Source organism: Barnesiella propionica (assembly GCF_025567045.1).
Lineage (GTDB): Bacteria > Bacteroidota > Bacteroidia > Bacteroidales > Barnesiellaceae > Barnesiella_B > Barnesiella_B propionica.
The window spans coordinates 180,502-192,965 of the sequence record NZ_JAOQJK010000006.1; the positions used below are offsets into that span (position 1 = coordinate 180,502).

General features: G+C 41.2%; 13 protein-coding genes. 7 read left to right on the forward strand and 6 right to left on the reverse strand.

Annotated elements, in window-relative coordinates:
• Positions 1-12 precede the first annotated feature (12 nt).
• From OCV73_RS09885 to OCV73_RS09895, 3 genes are all read right to left on the reverse strand, one after another.
• On the reverse strand, positions 13-366 hold the full coding sequence (locus tag OCV73_RS09885) for an arsenate reductase family protein (protein ID WP_147551760.1): 354 nt from the start codon (positions 364-366) through the stop codon (positions 13-15).
• Between the two features lie 66 nt (positions 367-432).
• Positions 433-1,899, reverse strand: coding sequence for an aminoacyl-histidine dipeptidase (locus OCV73_RS09890; protein ID WP_147551762.1), 1,467 nt, complete (start codon positions 1,897-1,899; stop codon positions 433-435).
• A 30-nt stretch (positions 1,900-1,929) separates the two neighbouring features.
• Complete coding sequence (locus OCV73_RS09895; RefSeq protein WP_147551764.1) at positions 1,930-2,955, reverse strand: lysylphosphatidylglycerol synthase transmembrane domain-containing protein; 1,026 nt, start codon at positions 2,953-2,955, stop codon at positions 1,930-1,932.
• Positions 2,956-3,108: 153 nt separating this feature from the next.
• Between OCV73_RS09895 and rsmA the strand changes: the two genes are divergently transcribed.
• The 7 genes from rsmA (at position 3,109) to secG (ending at position 9,237) form a co-directional block, all read left to right on the forward strand.
• Positions 3,109-3,891: a 16S rRNA (adenine(1518)-N(6)/adenine(1519)-N(6))-dimethyltransferase RsmA gene (gene rsmA / locus OCV73_RS09900; protein WP_147551873.1), complete on the forward strand. Its 783-nt coding sequence runs from the start codon at positions 3,109-3,111 to the stop codon at positions 3,889-3,891.
• Positions 3,892-3,939: 48 nt separating this feature from the next.
• Positions 3,940-5,286: a magnesium transporter gene (mgtE, locus tag OCV73_RS09905; protein ID WP_147551766.1), complete on the forward strand. Its 1,347-nt coding sequence runs from the start codon at positions 3,940-3,942 to the stop codon at positions 5,284-5,286.
• A gap of 157 nt (positions 5,287-5,443) precedes the next feature.
• Positions 5,444-6,265, forward strand: a complete 822-nt coding sequence (locus OCV73_RS09910) for a lysophospholipid acyltransferase family protein (RefSeq protein ID WP_147551768.1) — start codon at positions 5,444-5,446, stop codon at positions 6,263-6,265.
• A 102-nt stretch (positions 6,266-6,367) separates the two neighbouring features.
• Positions 6,368-7,609, forward strand: coding sequence for a sigma-54 interaction domain-containing protein (locus OCV73_RS09915; protein WP_147551769.1), 1,242 nt, complete (start codon positions 6,368-6,370; stop codon positions 7,607-7,609).
• A gap of 4 nt (positions 7,610-7,613) precedes the next feature.
• Positions 7,614-8,111, forward strand: coding sequence for an LptE family protein (locus OCV73_RS09920; RefSeq protein ID WP_147551771.1), 498 nt, complete (start codon positions 7,614-7,616; stop codon positions 8,109-8,111).
• Between the two features lie 8 nt (positions 8,112-8,119).
• Positions 8,120-8,863, forward strand: coding sequence for a tetratricopeptide repeat protein (locus OCV73_RS09925; protein ID WP_147551773.1), 744 nt, complete (start codon positions 8,120-8,122; stop codon positions 8,861-8,863).
• 5 nt (positions 8,864-8,868) lie between these two features.
• A complete protein-coding gene (secG, locus tag OCV73_RS09930; RefSeq protein ID WP_147551775.1) occupies positions 8,869-9,237 on the forward strand; it encodes a preprotein translocase subunit SecG in 369 nt (122 codons plus the stop codon).
• Between the two features lie 206 nt (positions 9,238-9,443).
• On the opposite strand, the gene recA is transcribed toward secG, so the two are convergent.
• The 3 genes from recA to OCV73_RS09945 all read right to left on the reverse strand — a co-directional run bounded on the left by recA (position 9,444) and on the right by OCV73_RS09945 (position 12,340).
• Positions 9,444-10,490, reverse strand: coding sequence for a recombinase RecA (recA, locus tag OCV73_RS09935; protein WP_147551777.1), 1,047 nt, complete (start codon positions 10,488-10,490; stop codon positions 9,444-9,446).
• Positions 10,491-10,505: 15 nt separating this feature from the next.
• Positions 10,506-10,961: a thioredoxin-dependent thiol peroxidase gene (gene bcp / locus OCV73_RS09940; RefSeq protein ID WP_147551779.1), complete on the reverse strand. Its 456-nt coding sequence runs from the start codon at positions 10,959-10,961 to the stop codon at positions 10,506-10,508.
• A gap of 185 nt (positions 10,962-11,146) precedes the next feature.
• Positions 11,147-12,340: a saccharopine dehydrogenase family protein gene (locus tag OCV73_RS09945; protein WP_147551781.1), complete on the reverse strand. Its 1,194-nt coding sequence runs from the start codon at positions 12,338-12,340 to the stop codon at positions 11,147-11,149.
• Positions 12,341-12,464: the final 124 nt, after the last annotated feature.

Below are 12,464 nucleotides of genomic sequence, written 5' to 3' on the forward strand. Positions count from 1 at the left end.
TTTCTGTTTACATCAAACCAACTCACTCCATTCCTCCGGTCTGAATCCGATCAATACCCGATTATCATTTATTAATAGCGGACGCTTAACCAGCATTCCATCCGTAGACAGTAAAGCAATCTGTTCTTCTTCGCTCATGGCGGGTAATCTATCTTTAAGTCCCATACTCTTATACAAAAGCCCACTCGTATTAAAAAACTTTTTAACGGGTACTCCACTTCGGAGAATCCAATCCTTGAGTTCGGCATATGTAGGATTATTTTCGGTAATATGGCGACTTTCATAGGTTATTCCGGATTCGTCCAGCCATTTACGGGCTTTACGACATGTATCGCACGCAGGATATTGTAAAAACAAATATTTCATAATCATAAAAAACGGGGATCGAATATTCTATCCATCCCCGAAAAGCTTATATGGTTAATAATCATCTTACTTTTTCTCAGGGATATTTTCCAGAACTGCCACCAGCAATTTCCAGAAATCGGCTACTGTTTTTATCTCTACTTTCTCATTGGGAGAATGCGGATGCTTAATAGTCGGTCCGAATGAAATCATATCCAAACCGGGATAAGCGGAACCGATTATTCCACATTCCAATCCCGCATGCATCATTTTGACTTCGGGTTTACGTCCCAACACTTTAGGGTATATCTCTTCCATCAATTTAAGTACCGGAGATTCAAGATTCGGCTCCCAGCCGGGATACGCTCCGGAAAATTCGACTCTCGCTCCGGCTAAAGAAAAGACACTTTCCAGCGAAGATGCCAGGGCCATCTTCATCGATTCGCTTGAGCTTCGTACCAAAATACTGATATCAATAGCCCCTCCGGATGTTTTTACGATAGCCAAATTGGAAGATGTCTCTACTACTTCCGGAGACTCCGGAATCATGCGGTACACATTATTAGGACATGCCACAACAGCATTGATAAGATCGTCCTGTATAGGTTCGGGAATAAGCGAAAGAGGCAGATTGGCTTCCTCGGCACGGAACAAAAGATTTTCCTCGATATATCCGTACTCATGTTTCAATGTATCGGCAAATATATCTACTGTTTTCAGGAAATCTTCTTTTTCCTCAACAGGAATTGTTACAGCAGCTACAGCTTCACGGGGTATTGCATTACGCAATGTCCCGCCTTCATAGAAAGCCAGGCGTGCTTCATGGGCGGAAACGACTTCTTTCAGGAAACGGAACATTTCTTTATTGGCATTAGCCCGTCCGAGATGAATATCCACACCGGAATGACCTCCGTGCAGCCCTTCCAGAATAACTTTATAGGCAACCTCATTCTGAGGAGTATATGGTTCTTCTTTATAGCGAAAGCTTACATTGACATCTATACCGCCAGCACAGCTAATATATAATTCACCGTCTTGTTCAGAATCGGTATTGAGCAGTATCTTTCCCTGGAGTTCTCCCGGTTTCAGACCTATCGCTCCATACATTCCGGTCTCCTCGTCATAAGTGAACAAGGCCTCGATAGGACCATGTTTCAATTCATCAGATTCCAGAACCGCAAGAATAGCCGATACGCCTATTCCGTTATCGGCTCCCAGTGTAGTTTCCTGAGCCGTCACCCATTCTCCGTCGATACGGGGGAGTATAGGATCGGTTTTAAAATTATGTTTTACATTGCCGTTGGCCTGAGGAACCATATCCATATGCCCTTGTAAAATAACCGGGCATCTGTTTTCCATACCCGGTGTCGCAGGTTTGCGGATAATCACATTACCCGCTTCGTCCCGATAAGTATCAAGCCCGTGAGACTTCCCGAACTGCATAATATACTCGGTTATTTTATCTAAATGTCCCGATGGATGGGGAATCTTGCAAATTTCGGCAAAATGCTTCCAGATAGCCTGAGGCTGAAGCGATGATAAGGTATTATCCATAACTATCAAATTTATAGGTTTAACATATTTCTATTCTGCCGGTTCACAGGAAACCAGATCTTTTTCCGGTAAATCGTTCTTTTTCCGGTCCAAGGCAATGGAGAAAAAGGTATATATTCCCAATAATACGATCAACACCATTTGTGAACCGTGAACAACCAAAGCGAATGCCCCCGCTTCTGTAGCTCCCACTCCGTAGAAAGAGAGTCCGGCAATAATCGCCAGGTGCCAGGGCCCGAGCCCCCCCTGTACGGGCAAGCCCATACTTAAACTGCCCAACACATACAAGGTAAGGGCAACCAGTATTCCCAGATCTTTTGTCCATTGGAAGGCAAAGAAACAAACATATAGCTGGAGAAAATAACAAGTCCAGATAAATATAGTATAAAACAAGAACTGAAATTTACCTTTCATTTTAAGTACCGTACTGAAACCTGTCCACAGATTTTGCACCATAGCTTTTACTTTTAAAGCCCATTTATTAGTCGTATTCTTACGGAAAAGCCATAAAACAGAACCTATCGCCAGCAGCAATATAGCATATAACCAGGGTGACGTAACGGTATTGACCAATCCCTGCTGTACCGAAGGATAATCGCTCAGGAATTTAAGAAATACGTTCATGTTAAGGAAAAATACCGAAATGGTAAGTATAAGTACCGTCAAAGTATCGGTCAAACGATCCGAAACCATCGAACCGAATACTTGTGAAAAAGAAGATTTCTCTCTATGTGCTATATATCCGCAACGCCAAACCTCTCCCAACCTGGGAAAAACCAAATTCATCGCATACGTGCCGAATATGGCATTTACAAGGCTTCTCATCGAGGGTGATAGCCCCAGTGCCCGTAACTGCAAACGCCACCGGAAAGCCCTGGCGATATGACTGAAAATACTGATAACCATAGATACGGCTATCCAAAAATAATTAATATCTGATTTAAGAATAGAAAAAATCTCTTTCGTGTCGAGTTTACTGTATAAATACCAAAAGAGAGCCACGCCGCATATCAAAGGCAGGACGTACTTTACTATATTACTGAGTATTTTTTTCAATTTTCCTGTTTTAAAAAATATTATTGTACCTTTGTGTCTCGCAAAGATACGAGATAATCTGTAACTTTGGTACGTCCGGAACTATTTAATTTAACTCCGGTAATAAGTTTACACATTGATTAACAGTCATGGAAACGAACCGAAAAAGTAATGATAAATAACGTAAAACCCAAAAAATCACTGGGGCAACATTTCCTGAGAGATATGGATATCGCCCGCAGTATAGCCGACACGATAAGCGGGTACAAAGATATTCCTGTACTCGAGATCGGGCCTGGCATGGGTGTTCTTACTCAATTTCTCATTGAAGCCGGACATGACCTTACGGTCGTTGAGTTAGACAGGGAATCGGTAACTTACCTGGAAGAGCATTTTCCCCAACTCAAAGGAAGAATTATCGGAGAAGATTTTCTGAAGTTAAAACTGGACCAACTTTTTCCCGGCCAGTTTTGTGTCATAGGAAATTATCCTTACAACATTTCAAGCCAAATTTTTTTTAAAGTAATAGATTACCGGGATCATATACCCTGCTGCAGTGGTATGATACAAAAAGAAGTAGCGGAACGCATGGCGGCTTCTCCGGGAAACAAAACATACGGTATATTAAGCGTACTCATGCAAGCATGGTATGACATCGAATATTTGTTTACCGTACCCGAACATGTTTTCAATCCGCCTCCGAAAGTCAAATCGGCAGTCATAAAAATGACTCGCAATACCACTCAAAAACTCGATTGCGACGAGACCTTATTTAAACGAGTCGTCAAAACGAGCTTTAACCAGCGACGAAAAACCTTGAGGAACTCGCTTAAACCCTTGGTGGGAAAAGAGAGTGAGATTTTCGGTGATGAAATATTCAACAAACGTCCCGAGCAATTATCGGTCGCTCAATTTGTCGAGCTGACAAACCGAATCGAGAAATACATACCCGAATAGTAACATGCAGAAGAAAATATCTTTCTTCTAAAAAAATGGAGGAACACAATGGAAAAATTCACACCGGAATATATCCAGAACTTCCAACAAATCATTCTTAACGACGATAAAGAGAAAGCAAAAGAGCTGCTCAAAGAACTACACCCGGCAGACATTGCCGAGTTATACCAGGTTCTTAATCTCGATGAAGCCGAATACATCTACTTGCTGCTGGACGGAGAAAAGGCCGCGGACGTACTGATGGAACTGGACGACGACGATCGTAAGAAAATGCTGAAACAGCTTCCTAACGAAGTCATTGCCAAGCAGTTTATCGACTATATGGATACGGACGATGCCGTAGACCTGATCCGTGAAATGGACGAGGAGGCTCAGGAAGAGATACTTTCCCATATTGACGACGTAGACCAGGCGGGAGATATCGTAGATCTGTTGAAATATGACGAAGATACGGCCGGCGGTCTTATGGGAACTGAAATGGTTGTCGTAAACGAAAACTGGAGTATGCCCGAATGCCTGAAACAGATGCGGCAGCAAGCCGAACATATGGATGAGATTTATTACGTGTATGTAGTTGACGATGATTTTCGTTTACAAGGCGTATTCCCTTTAAAAAAGATGATTACTCATCCGTCTGTTTCAAAGATCAAGCATGTGATGCGGAAAGATCCTGTTTCGGTAAAAACAGACACTCCTATAGACGAAGTGGCTCTTACGTTCGAAAAATATGATCTTGTAGCCGTTCCTGTAATAGACAGTATAGGCCGGCTGGTAGGAAGAATTACGGTAGACGACATAATGGATGAAGTGCGGGAACAATCGGAAAGGGATTATCAATTAGCTTCCGGTTTGTCTCAGGACGTTGAATCGGACGATACTATTTTCATGCAAACAAAAGCCCGCCTTCCCTGGTTGCTCATAGGTATGTTCGGCGGAATTACAAATTCCGTTATCCTGGGAAACTTCGAAGCCGGTTTTATCACTAACCCTGCCATGGCATTATTTATTCCCTTGATCGGAGGAACCGGAGGTAATGTAGGTATACAATCCTCCGCTATCGTAGTGCAAGGCCTTGCCAACGGTACGCTGGAAATGAAGAATGCAGGAAAACAGTTGCTGAAGGAACTGGGGGTTGCCCTCATCAACGCCTGTATGATCTCATTGCTGGTCTTTGTATATAACTGGTTTCTCCTCGGCAACGTTTCCACTACGATATCGGTATCGCTTTCCCTTTTTACGGTAGTGATATTCGCATCCATATTCGGAACACTCGTGCCTATGACACTGGAACGCTTCAAAATAGATCCGGCAATAGCTACAGGTCCCTTCATAACTATTACCAACGATATTATCGGTATGCTTATCTACATGAGTATCAGTTTCGCACTCATGTAAATACGGTAAAAAACGAAAAACGGCGACCCGTACATATTAAATTTTAAAGTAAAAATCGGCTTTAAGAAGCCGGTTTTTATTATTTTTGTAAACTTATTATCAATAAAATACATAAGGGCTTTATTTCTGTTACAGCACCCTTTTTTATATCAGACTTATGAAACAAACAATACTTGACATCAACGATATACAGGATATTATTCCGGCACTGAGAAGCAAGAACGGAGAAAAAACCATAAAATGGCTGATGCGCGTATGTGACTTAGACCGCATTAACGGCTTATATGGCCGTAATTGCGAAAAACGGGGAGCCGATTTTGTAGACTCCATTTTAAATGATCTGGGAATAACTTTAAGAATAGATAATGAAAATATCCTTCACCGCTTACCTGAAGGAGCTTTCATTACAGTTTCCAACCATCCTTTCGGTGCACTGGACGGTGTCATACTCATAAAGATGCTTGCCCAGCAACGTCCTGATTTCAAAGTCATGGTAAACTGGATACTGAATTACATACAAGCCATGTCGGATAATTTTATCGCCGTAGACCCCATTTCCAATCCCGACAAAAGGAGCGTATCCATGGCAGGAATCCGGGAAGCTCTGAAACAGGTAAGGGACGGCCATCCTATCGGTTTTTTCCCCGCAGGAGCAGTTTCTAAATGGAATCACAAATTACAACTATGCGACCGGCAATGGCAACCTAATATTATACGGCTTATTCAGCAGATGAAAATTCCGGTGGTACCTATCTATTTTCATGGTAGCAATTCGGTAATGTTCAATATTCTGAGCCTTATCAGTTGGAAATTACGTACCTTTTTGTTACCTATGGAAGTTTATAAAAAAGAAAACAGCGAAATGCATATTTCAATAGGAGAACCTATCTCCTGGGAAAGACAGAAGGAATATAAAAGCGTAGAAGAATTAGGAAGTTTCCTGAAAGCCGAAACTTATAAAATGCGAAAACTGAAATAAGTATCGACCTATTAAAAGCACCGGAAAAGGACGACAGGATATAAATTTAATTTTGTATCTTTGTTCTATAGTAAATGATTTTTTAGCGAGAAAACAAATAAAATGACGACAGCCGAAATACAGCAAGTAAAACAACGTTTCGGAATCATAGGTAATACTCCCGGACTTATACGGGCGATTACCCGAGCACTGCAAATAGCACCTACCGACTTTTCGGTGCTTATCACAGGAGAAAGCGGTTCGGGAAAAGAATTTTTTCCTAAAATTATACACACCAACAGCCAGTGCAAACATGGTAAATATATAGCAGTGAACTGCGGTGCTATTCCGGAAGGAACAATAGATTCCGAATTATTCGGCCATGAAAAAGGTTCGTTTACCGGAGCTATATCCGACCGTAAAGGATATTTCGAAGAAGCAGACGGAGGCACTATATTCCTGGATGAAGTGGGGGAACTCCCTCTTACGACCCAGGCACGATTACTCCGCGTACTGGAAAGTAAAGAATTTATGAAAGTCGGTTCCTCGATCGTTAAAAAAACCAATGTACGTATTGTAGCCGCAACAAACCTGAATATGCTAAAAGCCATATCGGAAGGCAAATTCAGGGAAGACCTATATTACCGTCTCAGTACGGTTACGATAGAAATTCCGCCGTTGCGTGAAAGGGGTGATGACATACTTCTCCTGTTCAGAAAATTCTCCAGTGATTTTGCAGAACGCTACCATATGCCGGCAATCCAACTCACTGAGGACGCAAAACGGGTTTTACTCGATTACCGGTGGCCCGGTAACGTACGTCAATTAAAAAATATAGCTGAACAGATATCTATTTTTGAAACCACCCGGGATGTAAACAGTTCAGTATTGCAGACTTATCTGCCGCAATACGCATCATCGGTTCCTGCCGTACTATCAAACAAAGACGGCGGTTTCAACGATACGGAACGGGAAATGCTCTACAAAATTATTGTAAAACTACAAAAAGAAATGACGGAACTACGGGCCACAGTGGAAGATATGTCCCGGAAGAATCATTCCGAAAAAGTAGAACCTTGCGCAATGTTCACGCAAGAAACACCCAACCTGCCCCAGGCTATTGTTCCCAGCAGTGTCACGGTTCCGGTACACAGCCGGCATTTTGAACATGTAGAGAGCGAAATAGTACATCCTGTCAATGACTATATTGAAGAAGAAACACCTTTCTCACTCGAAGATACTGAACGTGAAACCATACGGAAGGCCCTGATTCGTAATAACGGAAAAAGGAAAAAAACCGCCGAAGAGCTGAAAATATCGGAACGGACGCTGTACCGCAAAATCAAAGAATACAATCTGGAATAAACTTATGAAAAAATTTATAGCCATCTTACTTGTAATGTTATCATCATGCACCATCTCATATAAATTCAACGGTGCATCGATCGATTACAATAAGATCAAAACTATATCGGTATCGGACTTTCCCATAAAAGCGGCATTAGTATATCCACCGTTATCTCAGGTATTCACCGACGCATTAAAGAATATCTATATTCAGCAGACCCGCCTGAATATGGTAAAAAATAACGGAGACCTCCAGGTCGAAGGAGAGATAACACGGTATGACCTGAGTCCTCAGGCTGTTACAGAAAATGCTTATGCATCCCAAACCAGACTCACCATCGGAGTAAAAGTCCGCTATACCAATACGAAAGAACCTCAATTCGACTTGGATCAGGAATTTACTGCTTACCGGGACTTTTCCAGTACGCGGATGCTAACCGATGTACAGGATGAACTGATCAAAGAGATCAGTGACGAACTTGTCGACCTTATTTTTAATGCAACCGTAGCCAACTGGTAAAAATAGCTATGAACGGAGAAGAATTACGAAATATATTACAAGAAAAAAACGATTATAAACTAACGGAAGAAGATATCCGCGAGCTTATAAAAGAATACCCTTATTTCGAGATTCCCGTTCTTCTTTACCTCAAACAATACGGGATATCCGATCATTCACAATGGCTGCAACGGGCCTCTATATATTCGGGAAACCGGAAAACGCTCTACAGACTTGTTTGTAAAGAGAGCCACCGTTATGATTCGTTATATCCGGAAAAAAATATACCGGAAGTAACGGAAGATAAAACTCTGTCGGCCATTGACTTGTTTCTCGAAAAATACAACTCTGGTAATAAAGAGGAAGAAAATACTCTCGAATCGTTACTCGCCCCTTCGGTCGATTACATATCGTTATTACAGTCGGAAGAAAAACTCAAAACTATAGCCGAAACCAATAATGAAGGAACGGAAAACGAAATAGACCGACTTATTTCACAGTCGGAGAATCTGAACATACGGCTTTCGGCCCCTCAAACTTCTAATTCTCTTAAAGAAGAGAACAGAGATAATAGTACAGCCGAAGGAGATGAAAGCAATGAAGATACATTCCTGACGGAAAGCCTGGCAAAAATTTATATCAAACAACGCCGATATTCCAAAGCTTTGGAAATAATTAAAAAATTAAGTTTGAAATATCCGGAAAAAAATGTTTACTTTGCAGACCAAATAAGATTTTTGGAAAAATTGATTATTAACATAAAAACAAAATAATAAAAATGTCTACATTAATTACAGTAATAATCCTTGTCGCATCTATATTGATGATTGGCATCGTACTGATTCAGAAATCCAAAGGGGGCGGACTTGCTTCAAATTTCGCTTCATCGAACCAAATCATGGGTGTACGTAAAACCAATGATTTTGTAGAAAAAGCCACATGGACTTTGGCTATAGTTATTGTTGTTTTAAGTATTTCTACCGTTTTCTTTTTGCCGTCCCACAATAAAGATATTAATGGTGATTCGGAAATTAAAGATATGGTAAAAACAGAAATTCCTGTAGCAGCTCCAAACTTTGAAACTCAAACTGCTCCGGCCACTACTGCTCCGGCAGCAACTGAAGCACCTGCAGAAAACGCTCAGTAAAATTTATTCTTATATATTAAAAAGCACCTTCATAAAAAATGAAGGTGCTTTTCTTGTTCCCTCTATTCTCCCGTTGAGAACTATATTCTTTAGAAAACAAAACTCTTTTTACCCAAGTCTCCTGCACGACTGAGTAAAGTACATATAATACAAAATCCTTTATCCTGAACAGGATAAAGGATTTTAATATATTGTCCTACTAAATATTATTTTACAGATGCCAGTGCTTCCATGATAAGTGCCTCCAGTTCATCGGCCAATTCAGGGTTATCATTTATACATTTTTTAGCGGCATCACGTCCTTGCCCCAGCTTAGTATCTCCGTAACTGAACCATGAACCGCTTTTCTTAACAATTCCCTTTTCCACTCCCAGGTCTATTATTTCACCTGACCGGGAAATACCTTCCCCGAACATAATATCGAATTCTGCTTTGCGGAACGGAGGTGCAACTTTATTTTTCACTACTTTCACCCGGGTTTGATTACCAGTAACTTCATCGCCATCTTTTATTTGCCCTATACGGCGTATATCAATACGTACCGATGCATAGAACTTTAAGGCGTTACCTCCTGTCGTGGTTTCGGGATTACCGAACATAACTCCCAATTTATCGCGCAACTGATTAATAAATATACAGGTAGTATTGGTCTTGCTGATTGTAGCCGTAAGTTTCCGTAAAGCCTGGGACATCAAACGCGCCTGTAACCCCATTTTAGAATCTCCCATGTCGCCTTCAAGCTCTGCTTTCGGCGTAAGGGCAGCAACCGAATCTATCACGACAATATCGACTGCGGAAGAACGAATCAATTGTTCTGCTATTTCCAGAGCTTGTTCCCCGCTATCGGGCTGGGAAATCCATAGATTCTCCACATCGACCCCCAATTTCTCGGCATAGAATCGGTCAAAAGCATGCTCAGCATCGATAATGGCAGCTATACCGCCTGCCTTTTGGGCTTCTGCAATAGCATGGATAGCTAATGTCGTTTTACCGGATGATTCCGGACCATATATCTCAATTACGCGCCCTCTCGGAAAACCTCCTACTCCTAAGGCTGCATTCAACCCTATAGATCCGGTAGGAATCACTGCTACTTCTTCTACGTGGTCATCTCCCAGTTTCATGATAGCTCCACGCCCGTAATTCTTTTCGATTTTCTCCATAGCGGCTTGCAGCGCTTTGAGCTTTTCATTCGGCACAGGTACTCGGCCAGCGGCTTTTTCCTCTGTAATTTCAGTTTGTTTTTCTGACATAACGTATTTTTTTCTTTATTTATAATTCAGTATCTGACGGGCATGATCTTTCGTATCTACCTTTGTAATGATATTTTCTATCACGCCTTTTTCATCGATAATAAAAGTCGTACGTACTGTACCCATATATTCACGGCCGGCCATTTTTTTCAACGCCCAGACTCCGAAAGCCTGATTAAGACTTGTATCGGTATCGGCAATTAGGGTAAAAGGCAGAGATTGCTTCTCAATAAAATTACGGTGCGACTTTTCATTATCCTTGCTTACGCCTATCACTTCATAACCGGCCTTACGCAGTTCTTCATAACCGTCTTTCAGGCTACAAGCTTCGGCTGTACATCCTGGTGTATTATCTTTGGGATAAAAGTAAAGTGCTATTTTCCGCCCTTTAAAATCACTCGTCCTAACCTCTTTTCCATTTTGGTCCTTTCCCAATATTTCAGGAACTTTATCTCCTATATTCAATGCCATAATATTTATTTTTATCCGGAACAACAAATATACATAATTTCGTACAGAATAACTACGGTCTTCCCGCATTTCAATTATCATACTCTCGTACCGTTCTTAAATTCTTACTGTACAAAGATAAAAAAGAGCCTGTGCACTTATATTGCACACAGGCTCTAATTATTATTTAATAACGTTTTAATAAGTTATAATTCTAGATCGCCATTAAATATCTCATGCCAAGGTAATCCTTGTTTATTAAGTTGTTCCATAAAAGGATCCGGATCAAACTCTTCTACATTCCAAACGCCCGGTTTCTTCCATATCCCTTCCAGGAATAATTTTGCTCCTATCATTGCGGGCACCCCGGTAGTATAACTTACGCCCTGAGCTCCGGTTTCCAGATAAGCGGCATGATGGCTGCAATTATTATATACATAATAAGTCATTTCTTTTCCGTCTTTCAGTCCCCGAATGCGGCAACCGATAGAGGTCTCTCCTGTATAGTTCTCTCCTAAATCTCCGGGATTAGGCAATACGGCTTTCAGGAACTGTATAGGTACAATCTCATGGCCATTATACATCACCGGATCGATACGGGACATACCGATATTCTGAATAACCCGCAAATGCGTAAGATACTCCTGGCCAAAAGTCATCCAGAAACGGGCTCTCTTTAATGTCGGGAAGTTTTTAGTCAAACTTTCTAACTCCTCATGATACATCAAATACGACTCTTTAGGCCCTATATTAGGATAGGTCAACGGCATATGTACCGACAACGGATCCGTTTCTTTCCACTCACCGTTTTCATAATATTTACCACGTTGTGTGATTTCACGTATATTGATCTCCGGATTAAAATTCGTTGCAAAAGCCTTATGGTGATCTCCGGCATTACAATCCACGATGTCAAGATATTGTATCTCGTCAAAATGATGTTTAGCGGCATAAGCCGTATATACTCCGGTTACACCCGGATCAAACCCGCATCCGAGAATAGCTGTAAGACCGGCATCTTCAAAACGCTTTTTATAAGCCCATTGCCAGCTATATTCATATTTAGCCTCGTCAATAGGTTCATAATTAGCCGTATCGAGGTAATTAACTCCACATTCCAGACAGGCATCCATAATCGTAAGATCCTGATAAGGAAGCGCCACATTAATTACAATATCGGGGGTATGTTTCTTAAACAAAGCAACAAGCTCTTCGACTTTATCGGCATCCACCTGATCGGTTTTAATATTCTTCGCCCCTATTTTTTCTACTAAAGCATCACATTTGGACTTAGTACGGCTTGCCAGAACGACCTCGGTAAATACGTCCGGATTCTGAGCTACTTTATTCACAACCACCGAGCCGACTCCACCGGCCCCGATAATAAGAACTTTTCCCATTTATTTCTATTTTAAATTATATCGTTTTTACGTTATAGTTATATTCTATCAAACTACCTGCAAAGATAATATTTATCGGAAAACTTTTCTTAACTCCGAAAGAGTTTTACACGGTGAACATTAT